Here is a 16737-nt window from a genome sequence, read left to right as displayed (position 1 = left end):
GCGCGGCCCGTCCCCGGTTACCATCTGCGGCGGCCTCGCCGAGGCTGGTGCGCGGCGGCGACGGGTGTCGGCGGTCGCTGCGAAGATGGTCGTCATGCCCCTCCTCGACGTCGCGCCGCTCGTCGACGCCGTCGACGTCATCCGCTTCGTCGGCCCGCGCCCCTTCGCCAAGGGGCGGCAGTACTCGCGCGAAGACCGGGTCAGCGACATCACGTACGACCCCGTCGACCAGGTCGTCACCGGCACCGTGCGCGGCAGCGCCGCCGAGCCCTACCGGTGCGAGATCGTCCTCCAGCCGACGCGCGGCGAGCAGAGCCGCCCCTCGCGCAGCACCTGCACCTGCCCGCTCGGCGGGGACTGCAAGCACGTGGCCGCCGTGCTGCTCGCCAACAACGCGGCGGCGCTGGCCCCGCCCGCGGCCGCGCCGCTCGGCGGCGACGGCGACCTCCCCTCGCCCCGGGCCGGCGGCGGCGCGGCCGGCGACGCGGCCCCCTCCCCCGACGACTGGCGCGCCCGGCTCGGCGGCCTCACCGGCCGGCCGGCGCCCCGCGACGCCCGCACCACCTCCATGGGCCTGCTGTTCGAGCTGCGGCCGCGGGTCGCCCCGCCCCGCAGCGCCCGGTGGGACGCCCCGCGCGTCGACCGGCACGAGCGCTCGACGGGCGGTCTCGGCGGGGGCCTCGTGAGCGGCAGCTCCCTCGCGGGCGCGGGGGGCGCCTCCCCGGCTCCGGTCCGGCCGTCGGGGGCGGCGAGCTGGCGTCTGGGCGTGCGGCCGGTCAGCCTCAGCCCGACGGGCAACTGGGTGAGGGGCGACCTCACCTGGACGTCGCTGCCCTACCAGATGAACCGGCTCGCGATCGGGGCGGAGCAGCACGCCTGGTTCGGGCAGTTCGCCGCCCTGCACCGGTCGGTGCACGCCTCGTACGTGCCGGGCGAGGCGGACTGGCTGATGCTCGACGACTTCACGAGCCCGCTGCTCTGGCCCCTGCTCGCCGAGGCCCGCCGGCTCGGCGTCGCCCTCGTCACCGGCAAGCGCGCCACCGACGTCACGGTCGCCGCCGAGGCCCGCGTCACCGTCGACGCGCGCACCGATCCGGGCCGGGGCCTCGTGCTGAGCGCCGGGGTCACGGTCGACGGCGAGCCGCACGCCGCCGCCGACACCGGCACGATCGGCGACCACGGCGTGTACGTGGCGACGCCCCAGCCGCACCTCGCCGTCGTGCTCGCCCCGACCGTCGCCCCGCTGGCCCCCGAGCAGAAGCAGCTGCTGACGAGCACGGCCGAGATCACGGTGCCCGAGGCCGACGCCGAGGAGTTCCTCCGCGACTGGTACCCGGGCCTGCAGCAGGCGGTCGCCGTGACCAGCCGCGACGAGTCGGTCGCGCTGCCCGAGGTGCTGCCTCCCCAGCTCGTGCTCACGGCGTCGTTCGGCGCCGGCGACGCTCTCGCCCTGACCTGGCGCTGGGTGATCGCCGGCCGCACCGAGCCCTTCTCCGCGCACGAGACGTCGCTCGACCTGGAGGCGCTCGGCGTCCCCGCGCGCGGGGCGACCCTGAAGGGCGTCGCCGCCGCCGAGTTCGTGGCCACCCGCCTGCCCGCGCTCGAGGGGCGCGACGACCTCCGCGTCGTCGTCGACGGCGAGCGCCCCGACTACCGCGAGCTCACCGAGGCGCCGCACCTGACGGTCACCACGGTCGAGACCGACAAGAGGGACTGGTTCGACCTCGGGGTGCTCGTCACGGTCGAGGGGCGGACGGTGCCGCTCGTGCCGCTGCTCACGGCCCTCGCGAGGCGGCGCGACAAGATGCTGCTCGTCGACAAGTCGTACCTGTCGCTCGCCCACCCCGCCTTCGACGAGCTGAAGCGCCTGATCGACGAGGCCACCGGCCTCGACGAGTGGGAGGCCGGGCCGCGCATCAACCGCTACCAGGCCTCGCTCTGGTCGGAGTTCGACGACCTCGCCGACGCGACGGTGCAGGCCGACGCCTGGCGGAGCGCCGTGGGCGGCCTGCTCGAGCTCGCGGCCGGCGACCAGCTGCCGGGCGTGGCCGACACCCCCGTGCCCGCCGGCCTCGACGCCGAGCTGCGGCCGTACCAGCTCGCAGGCTTCCGCTGGCTGGCGTTCCTGCACCAGCACGGCCTCGGCGGGGTCCTCGCCGACGACATGGGCCTCGGCAAGACGGTGCAGACGCTGGCGCTCGTCGCGCACGTGCGCGAGGAGGAGGCGCGGGCGCACGGGCGCGAGCGGGAGGCACCGGCGCACGTGCGCGAGGAGGAGGCGCGCGGGCGGGAGGCGCGGGCCGGGTCGGCGGGGCGCCCGCCGTTCCTCGTGGTCGCGCCGACCTCGGTCGTGCCGAACTGGGCGTCGGAGGCGGCGCGCTTCACCCCCGGGCTCCGCGTGCACGTCGTCACGGAGACCGAGGCGAAGAGCCGGCGGCGGCTCGCCGCGGCGCTCGCCGGCGGCGACGTCGACCTCGTCGTCACGTCGTACGCGCTGTTCCGGCTCGACGCGGCCAGCTACTCCCGGCACGCCTGGGCGGGGCTGGTGCTCGACGAGGCGCAGTTCGTCAAGAACCCCTCCTCGCAGGCGCACCGCTGCGCCGTCGAGCTCGACGCGCCGTTCAAGCTCGCGATCACGGGCACGCCGCTCGAGAACTCGCTGACCGACCTCTGGGCGCTCTTCCACGTCGTGGCCCCGGGGCTGCTGTCCACGCACGTCCGCTTCTCCGACGACTACGTCAAGCCGATCGCGACCGGTGAACGACCGGAGCTGCTCGCGCGGCTGCGGGCGCGCATCCGGCCCCTCATGCTCCGCCGCACGAAGGAGCTCGTCGCCGCCGACCTGCCCGCCAAGCAGGAGCAGCTGCTGCGCGTCGACCTCGCCCCGGCGCACCGCGAGCTGTACGACGCGTTCCTCCAGCGCGAGCGACTCAAGCTGCTCGACCTCATCGACGACCTCGACCGCAACCGGTTCATCGTCTTCCGGTCGCTGACGCTGCTGCGCATGCTCGCGCTCGACGCGGCGCTGATCGACCCCGAGTACTCCGACGTGCCGTCGGCGAAGCTCGACCAGCTGCTCGACGAGCTCGACGACGTCGTGGCCGAGGGGCACCGGGCCCTGGTCTTCAGCCAGTTCACCTCGTTCCTCGGGCGCGTGGCCGAGCGCCTCGACCAGCGGGGCACGGCGCACGAGTACCTCGACGGCTCGACGCGGCGACGGGGCGAGGTGATCGAGAGGTTCAAGGGCGGCGCCTCGCCCGTGTTCCTGATCAGCCTCAAGGCGGGCGGCTTCGGGCTCAACCTCACCGAGGCCGACTACGTGTTCATGCTCGACCCGTGGTGGAACCCCGCCTCGGAGTCGCAGGCCGTCGACCGCACGCACCGCATCGGCCAGACGAAGAACGTCATGGTCTACCGGATGATCGCGAACGACACCGTCGAGGAGAAGGTCCTCGCGCTGCAGCAGAAGAAGGCCGCGCTCTTCGACGCGGTCGTCGACGACGACGCCGTCTTCAGCTCGGCGCTGACGGCCGACGACATCCGCGGGCTGCTCGACTAGGCGGTCGCGCCCCGCCGTGTCAAGGCGTCACCGGCCGCCGCGCCCCGGTGCTTGCGTGGCAGCCATGTCTCCTCTGCGCCCCCGTGCCGTGCTCGACCGCGACGTCGCCCCCGGGGTGCACCGGCTCGAGCACGCCGACACGAACCTCTACCTCGTCGAGCACGGCGACCGCGTGCTCATCGTCGACGCGGGCCTGCCGGGGGTGTGGCCGCACCTCGTCGAGTCGCTCTTCGAGCTGGGCCACGGCCTCGGCGACGTCGACGGCGTGCTGCTCACGCACGCGCACTTCGACCACGTCGGCACGGCCCGGCGGCTGCGCCAGCAGTGGGGGCTGCCCGTCTGGGTGCACCCCGACGACGCCCGGTTCGCGCGGCACCCGTACTCGTACCGGCACGAGCGGCCCCGGTGGCGCTACCCGGTCGAGCACCCCGCCGCGGTGCCCGCGCTGACCCGCATGGCCCTGGCCGGCGCCCTCTCCGTGCCCGCCGTGCTCGACACGCGCCCGATCACGGAGGCGGCCCTGCCCGCGGGCGCCGTGCTGCTCGAGACCCCGGGGCACACCGACGGCCACGTCGCGCTGCACCTGCCCGACCGAGACGCGGTCATCGTCGGCGACGCCGTGGTGACGCTCGACCCGTACACGGGCCGGCGGGGCCCGCAGATCGTCGCGGGCGCGGCGACGGCCGACAGCGAGCTGGCCCTGGCGTCGCTCGACCGGATCGCGGCGACGGGGGCGCGGGTGCTGCTGCCCGGCCACGGAGCGCCGTTCCGGGGAGGCGCGGCGCAGGCGGTCTCGGAGGCCCGGCGCCGCGGGGCGCACTGAGGGCCCGAGCGCGCTGAGGTGTCGAGCGCGCTGAGGTGTCGAGCGCGCTGAGGTCTCGGACTCGCTGACGTCTCGGACTCGCTGAGGCGCGTGCCGGGGCGACCGACCACGGGTCGCCGCTCCGCGCCTCCGAGGACGCCGACAATGCGAGGGACCCTCCGCGTAGCGTCACGCGCATGGACTCCGACGACTCGACCGCACCGCGCACGCCCGAGCAGGACGCCGCCGAGCTCGCGCTCGCGATCGTCTCGCACGCCACCGCCATCACGCAGGAGGACGACGCGGCGCTCGACGCGAGCGACGAGAACCTGCGGGAGGTCGTGGCGGGGCAGACCGACCAGCCCCTCACGGAGCGGCAGCAGGAGGTCGTCACGACCCTCGGCACGGCTGGCGGGGCCCTCGCGGCCGGCCTGAGCCACGCCCTGGCGGACGCCCGCGGCGTCGACGCCGCCGAGGTGCTCGGCGCGACGGCCCGCTCGGTCGTCGCCCACGCCCGCGACGGCGAGGCGCTCGACGACGCCGTGCGTGACGCGGCCGACGACGAGCTGGGGGCACGTCGCGGCGGCGCCTCGTCGCCGTCGGACGACGACCTCGAGGCCGCCGACCCGCGCCGGGGCACGCTGCCCGAGGGCGAGGCCGACCCCCGTGACCTCCACGACGCCGGCGACCAGGGCCAGCGCTCGTCGGGCAGCGACCGCCAGCACGGCGAGGGCGACTCCCCGCGCTGACGCTGCTCCCCCCGGCTCGCCGGCCGAGCGCCCGGCCCGCCCCAGCCCTGCCCTGCCCTGCCCTGCCCTGCCCTGCCCTGCCCTGCCCTGCCCACCGGACCAGTCCGGCGAACCACCGACTGATCAACGAACCACGTCGTTGCGTGGTTCGTTGATCAGTCGGTGGTTCGCCGGCGTGACGGGTGCGCCGATGGCGGACGAGGGGCGGTGGGCGGCGGGGCCGGGCGCTACGCGGAGACGGGTGCGGGGGCGCGGGCCGCGTCGGCGACGACGGCCGACATCCGCCGCAGCAGCTCCTCGCCGGCCAGCACGCCGTCGGCGTCGGTCACCGTGAGGTGCGACGCCGTCCAGCCGAGGTCGTGCAGCTCGCCGTGGGCGGGGCGGAAGGCGTGGTCGGCGACCTCCAGCATGCCCTGGTCGAGCAGCGAGTCGCCCGCGGCGAGCACGAGGTCGGCGCCCGTGCGAGCCCGCACCTCCTCGAGGGCCGCCGCCTTGGTGACCGGGCTCGGCACGCAGTAGACCTTCCGGCCCTGCACCGAGACCGTCCAGCCGAGCTCGTCGCAGCGCGCGGCCAGGTCGGCCACCGCCGTCTCGGGCATCTCGGCACGGTCGACGACCGCGTAGACGAAGAGGTCCTCCGCGACCTTGACCGAGAGCGTCCACGTGCTCCAGTGCGCGTCGGTCAGGAGGGCCTCGACCTGGGCGAGGGGCGCGCACTCCTCCGCGACGCGGGCGTCGAGCCGTCGTCGCCAGTCGAGGTCGGGCACGCCGTCGACGAGCAGCGCGCCGCCGTTGGTCGTCACGGCGTGCGTCGGCCGGACGCCCGGCAGCCGCACGCGCTGGTACTGGGCCACGGTGCGCGTCGTCACCGGGACGAGGTGCGCCGCGGCCGCGAGCGAGACGAGCAGCCCCTCGGAGGCGCGGGTCGTGAACGAGATCGGCACGCACCCGTAGACCTCCGCCACGAGCAGGTCGGGCGCGTCGCGGTCGTCGCCCTGGAGGCGCAGCGCCGCGGCGGAGTAGATCAGGGTGCGGTCGAGGTCACAGGCGACGACCACGGGGGCGCGGCTCATCGGGCGCCTCCGTCGGTCGGGGCGGTCGGGGCTGGCTCGGCGCGCACGGCGCGCCCGTCGGCACCGGTCGCCCCGGCGGTGTGCACGGGGTGGATCAGCCCGACGCAGCTGTAGGGCAGCTCGTCGACGACCTCCACCGGCACGCCGCGCTGCTCGGCCAGCAGCAGCACGTGGCGGACCTCGTCGAGGGCGTCGGCGCGCACGAGCACCTTCCAGGGGATGCGCCGCAGCAGCACGCGGGTCGTCTCGCCCACGCCGGGCTTGACGAGGTTCACGTCGTGCACGCCCTGCTCGGCGCTGATGCGCTCGACGGCCTCCCAGCCGGCCCAGGTCGGGCCGGCGGCCCGGTCGGGCTCCGTCGCCGCGGCGGCGACGCGGCGGTCGACCTCGTCGACGACGGCGTCGAAGCGCGCCGAGACCGTGTCGACGAAGGCGCGCGACACGTCGGCGTCGGCGAGCTCCGAGTAGAACTTGCCGCCGTGGAAGTCGTGGTCGCCGATCAGCCGACGGTTGTAGACCGTGCGCGAGACGAGGCCCGAGACGGTCGAGTTGAGGCACGCGGACGGGATGAGGAAGTCGTCGCGGGTGCCCCAGGTCGACGCGCAGCGGCCCGGGTCGGCGAGCACGGCGAGGTCGTCGCCGAAGCGCACCCCGTCGGTCTCCTCGAAGCGCGCCAGCGCCTCGGTGAGCTCGCGGGTGATGGCGCCCTTGCCCGTCCAGCCGTCCACGAAGACGACGCGCGCCGGGTCGTGGTGGGCGACCAGCCAGCGCAGGGCGACCGGGTCGAGGCCCACGCCGCGCACGATGCTCATCGTGAGGTGCGGGGCGTCGACGCCGCGCACGCGGGCGGCCCAGCGGCGCATCAGCACCCCGACGGGGGTGCCGGCCCGCGCGAGCGAGACGAGCACCGGGGCCTGGTCGCGGGCGGCGAGCGCGAGGTCGGTGACGACCCCGACGGCCGTCGCGACGCGGTCGGCCGACCGGGCCAGCGCCTCCTCGTACAGGGCCTGGTACTCGGGGGTGGGCTGGTACTCGATCGGCAGCGACTCGGCGTAGTTGGCCGTCCCGCCCTGCAGCGTCGCCTCACGCTCGTGCGCGGGCGCCTCGAGCTGCGCGTCGCCGAGGTCGGTGAGCAGCCACGACACGTCGTCGGCGTCGTACGAGCCGAACGTCGGGCCGACGAGCGGCTCGGGAAGATCGGGCCGCTCGGGCCGCTCGGGCAGCTCGTCGGCGGAGCGCGACGCCCCGGTCGGGGCGGCGGCAGGGGCGGTGGAGGCGGGGCTGGGCTGCACGGCGGATCTCTCGGTGAGGCGGGCGGCGGGGCGGGCTAGCGCGGGGGCGGGGGCGGGGCCGTCGTCGGCCGCCGCGAGCAGCACGACGAGCACGTGCTCGGCGACCTCGCGGAGCGCCTCGGTGACGCTCCCGCCGCCGACGAGCTCGGCGGGGTCGGTGCCCGGCTCGGGCATCAGCACGACGACGCGCGGCCGCGCGCCGGCCCGCGACAGGTTGTAGGCGTGCCGCGGGCCGGGGCCGTCGAGGGTCACGTCGTGGCTGCGGAAGGTGACGCCCGAGGCGACCGCGTAGTCGGGGCGGTCGAGCACGGCGATGGGCGACCGCGTGGTCGACGAGGCCCGTGTGGGCACGTGCCCGTCGAGCTCGTACGCGACGGCGAGGGGGACGGAGAGGAACTCCTCGGTGCCGAGCACGACGACCGGGTCGTCGCCGCGGACGCCCTCGCGCAGCTCGGCCGGCAGGGCGTCGAGCACGGCCGCCACGACGCCGCGCACGTCGACGTCGGCCGTCGCGGCCGGGGCGTCGACCCCGAACCGCTCGCTCCGCACCGGGGCGACCACGTCGCGGAGGTCGAGCAGCGCGACGGCGTCGGCCGCCGAGGCACGGCGGAGGGTCGGCACGGCCTCGCCGAGCCCGGCCGCCACGTCGGCCCCGACGGTCAGCACGTCGGCGGGCAGCTCGACGCGGCCCTGCCCGAGCGCGACGACGTCGACGCGGGTGCCGAGCTCGCGCGCGACGGCGTCGAGCGCCGCCCGGTCGTCGTCGCCCCGGAGGTCGACGAGGGCCGCCACGACGAAGCGCTCCTGCGGCACCCGCGCGTGCAGGTCGCGGACGGTGTCGACGACCGTCGCCCCGGTGCTCAGCTCGTCGTCGACGAGCACCACGGTGCCGCCGACGCGCAGCCGCGACGGGTCGGTCGGCAGCAGCCGGTGGCTGGTGGCGTGCGAGTGGGCCTCCTCGAACGCGCCGAACGCGACCGCGCCCGCGGGGTCGTGCCGGGTCGAGTGGAGATACCAGGAGCCGAGGGCGTCGGCGACGAGGCGCCCGAGCCCGGTCGCCGTCTCGGCGTAGCCGAGCGTCGCGACGCCGGGGTGCCCGGTGCGGAGGGCGGCCAGCTCACGGCGCAGGGCGGCGAGGTCGCCCCGGAGTCGCGCCCGCGCCTCCCCCTCGGCCTCCCGCTCGGCCAGCAGCCTGGCGAACTCGTCCGCCAGCCGTCGGAGCTCGGCACCGCGGGCGCCCGCGTCGCCCTCGGCCAGCGCGAGGTCCGCCGCCGTGCCGAGCAGCTCGCCCGCCACCACGGCGAGGCCGGGGACGGTCGGCACGTGCTTGGCGAGCACGGTGGAGACGAGGAGGTGCGCCCGTCGGGGGTTCCGCCGGAGCGCGAGGCCGACGAGGAGCTCGACGGGCACCAGGCCGTCGCCCTCGGAGCGCACGACGATGCCCACCCGGTCGTGCACGAAGCCGCTCTCGGGCGACATCGGAAGGGCGGGCGGCGTCGAGGGGGCGGCGGGTGCGGCGGCGGCGGGCGCGGCGGACCGCACCGCCTCGGAGACCGGCCCGGCGCTCGCGCTCACGCCGCGCCTCCGGCCAGGCTCAGCGAGGTCGCCCGCATGCTGAGCTCGAGCAGGTCGACGTACGTGGTCTCCTCCGCAGCCACCCCGAAGGCCGCGGCGCGCAGCAGCGTGCGCTCGGCCCAGGCACGGTGCGGCTTCATCTCGTTCATCTTGTTGCGGTAGGGCGAGGCGACCGCGCCGCCGCCCTGGCGACCCGTGATCGCGAGGGCGTCGTGGTACTCCTCGTGGCTGACGACGCTCATCGCGTGCACGAGCGCCACGTGCGACGGGTGGATGACGGTCTTGCCCGTGATGCCGTTCGCCTGGTCGAGCGCGATCTCGCGCAGCAGGCCGTCGAAGTTCTCGAGCAGCAGCCGGCGGCGCAGGTCGACGTCGTCGGCCTCGACGAAGGGCGTCATGCGCAGCTGGGGGCGCAGGAGGCGCTCGGTGTCGGCGTAGTGCTCCCAGACCGGGCCGCTGATGACGAAGCCGCGGTCGTGGCGCCCCAGCCGGTTGACGATGTCGGCGATCATCGACGCGACGACGCCCACGTCGTAGATCGTGAGGTCGCGCGACCGGCGGAGGCCGAAGGCGCTCGAGAGATCGGTCGCGCCGATCCGGACGGCGAGCACGTCGTCACGGTGACGCTGCAGCACGTCGGTGATGCCCTCGAGCGCCGCGGTGCGCGTCTCGGCGTGGATCATCACGGGCGACTCGAGGATGGGCATGACCCGGAGCCGCCGACGGGCCGCGTCGCCGCCCTGGTCGAAGCGCTCGTGGATCTCGTGCAGCACGGCGAAGAAGCGGTCGGCGTAGCCGTCCTGGTTCTCGAACTTCGGCAGCACGAAGCCGCTGAGCACGTCGAGCGCGGAGCCCGATCGCTCGGCCACGCGGAGCATCTGCTCGGGCGTCCGCACGCGCACGAAGAGCAGGGGCGCGGGCAGCGGCGCCGCGTCGGGCGCGAGGTCGCCGGCCTGCTCACGGTGCAGCTCGGCCAGGGCCGCCACCACGGCGTCCTCGGCCTGGTCGACCTCGTCGTCGGCGACGCTGTCCTCCAGGCAGAGCACCATGCTCATCACGCCGCGGGCCGCCTGCTTGTGCACCGCGCCGACGAGGTCGGGGCGCGTGCCGGGGCAGTAGAGCGTGGCCCCGAGGGCCACCGCGAGAAGCGGCGCGGGCGACGAGAGGTCGAGCCGCTGCGGGATCGTGTGGAAGACGAGCGACAGCTGCTCGTCGCTGAGGAAGCCGAAATGGCGCATGGGCGATCATCTCCCGTTCGGGGCGCTGTCACCGGGACGCTCGGGGATCGAGTACCCGAATCTCTGGTGGACGAGAGGTGGCGTGAGGGTGTCCGGCAGGGTCACCCGGCGCAGCTCGAGGAGGCCGTCGACGACGAGCATCGCCAGCGCGACCCGCTCGCCGGGCTCGGCCGGGTCGACCGACAGGCGGCGATCGCCGGGCAGCTCGACCTCCAGCCACGCGCCGTCGCCCGCGACGACCAGGGCCCGGCGCAGCTCGCGCACGTGCCGCAGGGTGACGAGCACCTCGTCGCCGTCGAAGGCCACGAGCGGGCGGTTGCCGCTGGTCGTCACGACGTCGCCCATGCGCTGGCCGGTCGAGAACGCCGCCCCGTCGACCAGCTCCGTGCTCTCCCACACGGCGTGCACGCCGCCGGTGACGACGAGCGTGCCGATCGCCGACCGCCGCGGCGAGAGCCGCACGACGGGCTGGTCGCGGCTCAGCTCGCGGACGTCGGTGACGTCGGGCGCGGGGAACGGCGCGGGGCGCGACGGGCGAGCGGGGCGAGCGGGGCGGGTCGGGCCGGTCGCACCGGACGCGCTCGACGCGGCGGGCGGCGTCGAGCTGCGGGGGCCACCGAGCGACAGGCCCGAGGAGGCGCGCCCCGGGTCGCCGACCCGCGCCTCCGGAGCAGGGGCGGGACGAGCCACGGAGACCGGAGCCGAGACCGGCGCCGGTGCCGGCGCCGGCGTGGCGGGGACGTCGGGCACCGCGACCTGCGGCTTCACCCGCCGTCGCAGGAAGACGAGGTCGGTGCGCGTCGGACGCTCGGCCACGGCTAGAGCGTGACCTTGTAGTCGCGGGCCACCCCGGCGAGGCCGGTGGTGTAGCCCTGGCCGAGGGCGCGGAACTTCCAGTCGTCGCGGTGGCGGTAGAGCTCGCCGAAGAGCATCGCGTTGATCGCGTGGTTCTCGTCGCTCGGCACGACGAAGCGGACGAGGTCGCGGCCGTCCTTCGTGGCGACGCGCATGCTCGCCTGGCGGACGGCCCCGAAGGTGCCGAGGCCGCGGCGGTCGGGGTCGACGTAGACGACGAAGACGATCTTGGCCACGTCGTCGGGCACGAGGGCGAGGTCGACGTCGATCTGCTCCTGGTCGGCGGCGCCGTCGAACGCGACGGCGCCGTCGGCCGAGACGAGCTGGTTGAAGAACACCACGTCGTCGCCGGTGCGGGCGGTGCCGTCCGCGCCGCAGAGCACCGCGAGGGGCACGAGCTCGGGCTGCGGGCCGCGGCTCGGCGTGGTCTGCCACGAGAAGCCGACGAGCAGCTCGTGCACGTCGGGGTTCTCGGCGGTCAGCGCGGCGTTGCTGCCGGGCACCATCTCGCCCATCAGGGTCCTTCCAGTCGGAGGGTCGGCTCGTCGAACTTGGAGCGGAGGAAGCGGCCGTGGGTCGACAGCTCCTCGATCGCGCCGAGCCTGACCTGGTTGGTGAAGTCGAGCACGGTCTCGTGGACGATGCCGAGCTGCTCGACGAAGAGGGCGGTGGGGCGGGAGTCGTCGGCGCGGTCGGTCGCGGGCAGCGAGAGGTAGCGGCCGAGCGGCGTGGGCACGTGGTCCTCGACGAGCTGCTCCATGAGCACCCGCTGCTCGGTCGAGGCGCCCTGCGACTCGATCAGGGCCGCCGACTCGCGGAGCACGTCGACGATCTGGAGCAGGCGCGAGGTGACGAGGGTGGGCAGGCGGCCTCCGCCGGCGTCGATCGAGCGCGCCAGCTCCTCGAGCCGACGGGCCTCCGGCGTCGTGGAGCCCTGCCCGAGCGCCGACGCGACGGCCTCCCCGGCCGCGGCCACCGCCTCCCCCGGGGTCGACGACGGACGCGCCGGGACGGAGTCGTCCCGGTCGCGCCCGAAGATCCTGCCGAAGACCATCGGCTAGGCCGAGGGGCCGCCCAGCGCCGGGCGGGCGGTCGCGCCGCCGAGCTCGGCGGCCTCGCCCTGGCGGCTGCGCTCGAGGTAGGGCTTGGCCCGGGTGATGCCGGCCTCGAGGGCGGCCACCGTGCCGGACATGTTCTGCGCCGCCTGCGAGCGGAAGGAGTCGATCGAGTCCATCGTCGCGAACACGTTGTCGAAGGCCTTCTGCAGCGTGTCGACGCTGACGCCCGACGACGACGCCTGCTCGTGGATGCGGGCGGTCTGGTCCTTCAGCATCTCGCTGGTCTGCAGGATCATGTTGTTCGTCGTGGTGTTGATGGCGTCGATCTGGTCGAGCACCATCTTCTGGTTGGCCAGGGCCGCCGCGACCGTGACGGCTGTGCGGAGGGCGGCGATGGTCGTCGTGCGGGCCCGGTCGACGCCCTTCACCAGCTCGATGTTGTTCTTGCGGATGAGGTCCATGGCGAGGTAGCCCTGCACCGACACCGCCAGCTGCGTGAGGATGTCCTGTCGGCGCTGGCGGATCGGGAAGAGGACGTCGGCCTCGAGCTTCTGCGCCTGCTCCAGCTGGCCGGCGGCGCGCGCGGAGTCGATCTTGGCGGTCGCGGCCTGGTCGAGGGCGTCGGCGAAGACGGCGTACTCGCTGAGCTGCCCCATCGTCTCCCAGAGCTGCTGCTTCTCGCCAGCCAAGGCGGCGTTGTCCTTGAGCAGCTCGTCCTTGCCCGACATGAGCGACTTGATGATCGCGTCGAGCTGCGTCTGGGCCGACTCGTACTTCTGGAAGTACTTGGCCAGCTTGTTCCCGCCCGGGATGAACCCGAGGATCTTCCGGCCCACGCCGAGGTCGGCCTGGTTCGGCGTGAGGTCCTCCACCGTCGACCGCAGGTCGCCCAGGGTGTTCGCGACCTTGATCTGCGCGCTGTCACCGCCGCGCTTGGCCCCGGCGACCGACGAACTCGACCGCTCGAGCATGCGCGTCGAGTAGCCGCTCGACGAGGTCATCTCGGCGCTGGCGAGGCTCGAGATGCCCTCGACCTTCTCGGTGAACTCGGGCGCCCGCGGGTCGAGCGTCGACACGTCGCGGATGAACTCCTGCGCCTGGCGCCGGATCTCGACCTGGCGCTCCTCCGGCACGGGGATCATGCCGGGCGCCGTCTCGGGCTCGACGATCGCCGGCGCCTCGGGTGCGCGCAGGACGAGCTCGCCGCTCTCGTCGGGGTCGGGAGGGGTGAGGGTCATGCTCATGGGTGATCCGATCCTGAGGTGTCGACGGGGTGGAACCGGGTGGTGGGGGCGGCTCAGCCGAAGGTGACGCCGAAGTCGCCGGCGATGCCCGCGAGGCCGGTGGTGTAGCCCTGGCCGACGGCCTTGAACTTCCACTCCGAGCCGCTGCGGTAGACCTCGGCGAAGACCATGGCGGTCTCGGGCGCGGCGTCCTCGCTGAGGTCGAAGCGCACGATCTCCTTGTCGTCCTGGTCGAGCACGCGGCAGTAGGCGCCGCGGACCTGGCCGAAGTTCTGGCGGCGCTCGTCGGCCTGGTCGATCGAGACCGCGATGACGACGCGGTCGACGTCGGCCGACACGCTCTGCAGGTCGATCGAGATCTGCTCGTCGTCGCCGTCGCCCGCGCCGGAGCGGTTGTCGCCGAGGTGCTTCACCGAGCCGTCGGCGGCCTCGGTCTGGTTGTAGAAGATGAAGTCGGCCGACGAGCGGACCTTGCCGGCCGGGCCGACGAGGAGGGCCGAGGCGTCGAGGTCGAAGGCCTCGCCGCTGGTGGTGCGCGGGTCCCAGCCGAGGCCGACGGTGGCGACGGTCAGCCCGGGGCTGGTCTTCGTGAGCGAGAGGTTGTTGCCCTTGGCGAGCGAGAGTCCGGCCATGGTGTCGTCCTTCTGTCGTGGTGGTGCGCGTACGGGGTGCGGTGGTGCTGGCGGTGCTGGTGCTGGTGCTGGTGGTGCAGGGCGGTGCGGCCTTGGCTCAGTCGAGCACGATGCCGAAGTCGGTGGCGATGCCGTAGAGGCCGGTGGAGTAGCCCTGGCCCACGGCGCGGAACTTCCACTCGGCGCCGTGCCGGTAGATCTCGGAGAAGATCATGGCCGTCTCGGAGGCGGCGTCCTCGCTGAGGTCGTAGCGCACGACCTCCTGCCCCGTGTCTTCGTTGACGACGCGGCAGAACGCGTCGCGCACCTGCCCGAAGTTCTGCCGACGGACGTCACCCTGGTCGATCGTGACGCAGATGACGATGCGGTCGACGTCGGGGGGCAGCAGCGACAGGTCGATGCGGATCTGCTCGTCGTCGCCATCGCCCTCGCCGGTGCGGTTGTCGCCGAGGTGGGCGACGGAGCCGTCGGGGGTGGCCAGCTGGTTGTAGAAGATGAAGTCGTCCTGCGACCGGACCTTCCCATCGGCGCCGAGCAGCAGCGCCGAGGCGTCGAGGTCGAAGGCCTGGCCGGCGGTGGTCCGCGGGTCCCAGCCGAGGCCGACGACGGCACGGCTCAGGGTCGGGTCGGCCTTGGAGAGGGAGAGGTTGTGGCCCTTGGAGAGGGTGAGGCTCGCCATCGATGTGTTCCTTCCGTGCGGGGTGCCTGGTGCGGGGCGCTGTCGGCTCGGCCGACGACCTAGAGCGCGGCGGCGGCGGGGCCGACGAGCTCGGGCACGGCCCGGCCGTTCGCCCGCTCGCCGATGGCGGTGAAGGTCCAGCCCTCGGGCGTGCGCGCGACCTTGGCCATGATCATGGCGGTGTGCGTGCCCGAGTCGGTCAGCTGGTAGCGCGCGACCTCGGGGCTGCCGGCGCTCGAGTCGTCGACGACGCGGCAGAACGCGTTCTTGACGAGGTCGAAGGTCTGGCGGCTGTAGCTGCTGATGACGAAGACGATCTGGCTGACGCTCGGCGAGACGCGGGTGAGGTCGATCATGATCGTCTCGTCGTCGCCGTCGCCCTCGCCGGTGAGGTTGTCGCCGGTGTGCCGGGCCGAGCCGTCCTTGCTCGCGAGCTGCTGGAACCAGACGAGGTCGAGCACCGCGCCGTTCGCGTCGAAGAAGATCGCCGAGGCGTCGAGGTCGACGTCGGCCTCCTTCTTGAGGCCGCCGAAGAAGCCCTTCTTGGCCGGCGTCGCGCTGTCCCAGCCGAGGCCGAGGCGCACCTTCGACAGCTGGCCGCCGTCGGCCTTCTTGAGGCTCAGCGACTGGCCCTTCTGCAAGCTCAGACCCATGATGTTCTCCTTCGATGATCGTGGTGGAGAGCTGCCGCGAGGCCCGCTCCTCCTGTTCGTTGCCTGTGTGACTGGTGACATCCTGTCCGAACGACCTGGGCTGGTGCTGACCGCGGGCGATGGAGCAGCTGTCGGAGCCCTGTGCCCGGGGAGGCGCGGAACGGCACCCGGAGCCCGCTAGCGGGAGGCGGTGACCGGCGCCTCCGCCGCCTCCTCGCGCGCCACGCGCCGGTTGCGCACCAGCGACGACGCGAACGCGGCGAGGATGAACACGACCCCGATGAGGCCCGTGACGACCTCGTTGACGTGGACGCTGATCGACACGAGCAGGATCGTGGCCAGCGCGCCGATCGCCCAGTGCGCGCCGTGGTCGAGGTAGACGTAGTCGTCGAGCGTGCCGGCCCGGACGAGGAAGACCGTGAGCGACCGGACGAAGATCGCGCCGATGAGGCCGAGGCCGAGCGCGATGAGGATGGGGTCGCTCGTGATGGCGAACGCGCCGATGACCCCGTCGAACGAGAACGACGCGTCGATGACCTCGAGGTAGAGGAAGAGCAGGAAGGCCGCCCGGCCCACGACCTTGCCGCCGGTGTTGCGCGGCCCGCCGGCGCTGATGCGCTCGGCGCGTGCCGCGACCTCCTCGGGGTCGATGTCCTGGTCGTCGTCGTCGTCCGACACGTCGAACAGCGCGCCGAGGCCCGTGACGAGGAAGTACGCGACCATGCCGAGCGCGCCGGCGACGAGCACGACGGCCTGCTTCTCGCCCGCCGCGAGGGAGGCGACGACGAGGGCGACGAGGCCGATGACGACGGAGGCGCTGCTCAGCTTGCCGACCCAGGCGAACGCGAGCTCGGGGATCTTCAGCCAGCGGATGTCGCGGTCCTCGAACATGAAGTCGAGGAAGAGCATGAGCAGGAAGATCCCGCCGAAGGCCGCGATCTGCGGGTGCGCGTCGTTGAGGATGTACGCGTAGGTGCCGGGCTCCTCGATGCTGCCCTGCTCGAGCGCGAGGCGGATCGCCTCGACCGGGTTCAGCTGGGCCGTGACGGCGACGATCAACAGCGGGAAGAGGATCCGCATGCCGAGCACGGCGATGAGGATGCCCACGGTGAGGAACATCTTCTGCCAGAAGGCGCTCATGCGCTCGAGGATGCGGGCGTTGACCACCGCGTTGTCGAAGCTGAGGCTGATCTCGAGGATGCCGAGCACCGCGACCAGGATCAGCGCCTCGACGCCGCCGTAGACGAAACCCACCGCGAGGGCCAGCACCGTGACGACCAGCGACCCCGCGAACGTCTTGAAGAACACCTGGCGACTCCCCCTCGGCC

At 74.1% G+C, this 16737-nt stretch carries 14 protein-coding genes; 3 read left to right on the top strand and 11 right to left on the bottom strand.

The window, feature by feature from the left end; genetic code table 11:
* Window positions 1–94: 94 nt before the first annotated feature.
* The 3 genes from IFT45_RS07465 to IFT45_RS07455 all read left to right on the top strand — a co-directional run bounded on the left by IFT45_RS07465 (window position 95) and on the right by IFT45_RS07455 (window position 5110).
* Window positions 95–3559, top strand: a complete 3465-nt coding sequence (locus IFT45_RS07465; protein ID WP_192127518.1) for a DEAD/DEAH box helicase — start codon at window positions 95–97, stop codon at window positions 3557–3559.
* 64 nt (window positions 3560–3623) lie between these two features.
* Window positions 3624–4382 (top strand): MBL fold metallo-hydrolase, encoded by a 759-nt coding sequence (locus IFT45_RS07460; RefSeq protein ID WP_197982291.1) that lies wholly within the window; start codon window positions 3624–3626, stop codon window positions 4380–4382.
* A gap of 176 nt (window positions 4383–4558) precedes the next feature.
* Window positions 4559–5110 carry a hypothetical protein gene (locus tag IFT45_RS07455; protein WP_192127516.1) on the top strand — a complete coding sequence of 184 codons (552 nt, stop codon included), beginning with the start codon at window positions 4559–4561 and terminating at the stop codon, window positions 5108–5110.
* A gap of 227 nt (window positions 5111–5337) precedes the next feature.
* Here IFT45_RS07455 and IFT45_RS07450 read toward each other — a convergent pair whose 3' ends face one another.
* From IFT45_RS07450 to IFT45_RS07400, 11 genes are all read right to left on the bottom strand, one after another.
* Window positions 5338–6183 carry an HAD family hydrolase gene (locus IFT45_RS07450; RefSeq protein WP_192127514.1) on the bottom strand — a complete coding sequence of 282 codons (846 nt, stop codon included), beginning with the start codon at window positions 6181–6183 and terminating at the stop codon, window positions 5338–5340.
* Window positions 6180–9050 carry a phosphoribosyltransferase domain-containing protein gene (locus IFT45_RS07445; RefSeq protein ID WP_371810903.1) on the bottom strand — a complete coding sequence of 957 codons (2871 nt, stop codon included), beginning with the start codon at window positions 9048–9050 and terminating at the stop codon, window positions 6180–6182. The genes IFT45_RS07450 and IFT45_RS07445 overlap by 4 nt, the downstream gene beginning before the upstream one ends.
* Window positions 9047–10288: an HpcH/HpaI aldolase/citrate lyase family protein gene (locus IFT45_RS07440; protein WP_056055245.1), complete on the bottom strand. Its 1242-nt coding sequence runs from the start codon at window positions 10286–10288 to the stop codon at window positions 9047–9049. Before IFT45_RS07440 ends, IFT45_RS07445 begins: the two co-directional genes overlap by 4 nt.
* 6 nt (window positions 10289–10294) lie before the next feature.
* Window positions 10295–11104 (bottom strand): hypothetical protein, encoded by an 810-nt coding sequence (locus IFT45_RS07435; protein ID WP_192127512.1) that lies wholly within the window; start codon window positions 11102–11104, stop codon window positions 10295–10297.
* Between the two features lie 2 nt (window positions 11105–11106).
* Complete coding sequence (locus tag IFT45_RS07430; protein ID WP_192127510.1) at window positions 11107–11658, bottom strand: TerD family protein; 552 nt, start codon at window positions 11656–11658, stop codon at window positions 11107–11109.
* Window positions 11658–12197, bottom strand: coding sequence for a hypothetical protein (locus IFT45_RS07425; protein ID WP_192127508.1), 540 nt, complete (start codon window positions 12195–12197; stop codon window positions 11658–11660). The genes IFT45_RS07430 and IFT45_RS07425 overlap by 1 nt, the downstream gene beginning before the upstream one ends.
* Window positions 12198–12200: 3 nt before the next feature.
* Window positions 12201–13445 (bottom strand): toxic anion resistance protein, encoded by a 1245-nt coding sequence (locus tag IFT45_RS07420; protein ID WP_244637821.1) that lies wholly within the window; start codon window positions 13443–13445, stop codon window positions 12201–12203.
* 53 nt (window positions 13446–13498) lie between these two features.
* A complete protein-coding gene (locus IFT45_RS07415) occupies window positions 13499–14077 on the bottom strand; it encodes a TerD family protein (protein WP_056055259.1) in 579 nt (192 codons plus the stop codon).
* 97 nt (window positions 14078–14174) lie between these two features.
* A complete protein-coding gene (locus IFT45_RS07410) occupies window positions 14175–14756 on the bottom strand; it encodes a TerD family protein (RefSeq protein WP_056055261.1) in 582 nt (193 codons plus the stop codon).
* Window positions 14757–14815: 59 nt separating this feature from the next.
* A complete protein-coding gene (locus IFT45_RS07405) occupies window positions 14816–15409 on the bottom strand; it encodes a TerD family protein (protein WP_192127506.1) in 594 nt (197 codons plus the stop codon).
* 177 nt (window positions 15410–15586) lie between these two features.
* Window positions 15587–16717 (bottom strand): DUF475 domain-containing protein, encoded by a 1131-nt coding sequence (locus tag IFT45_RS07400; RefSeq protein ID WP_056055266.1) that lies wholly within the window; start codon window positions 16715–16717, stop codon window positions 15587–15589.
* Window positions 16718–16737: the final 20 nt, after the last annotated feature.

Origin of the sequence: Frigoribacterium sp. CFBP 13707, from assembly GCF_014842245.1 — a bacterium.
GTDB lineage: Bacteria > Actinomycetota > Actinomycetes > Actinomycetales > Microbacteriaceae > Frigoribacterium > Frigoribacterium endophyticum.
The sequence above is the reverse complement of the archived record's forward strand: the minus strand, read 5'-3'. Positions and strand labels throughout refer to the sequence as shown.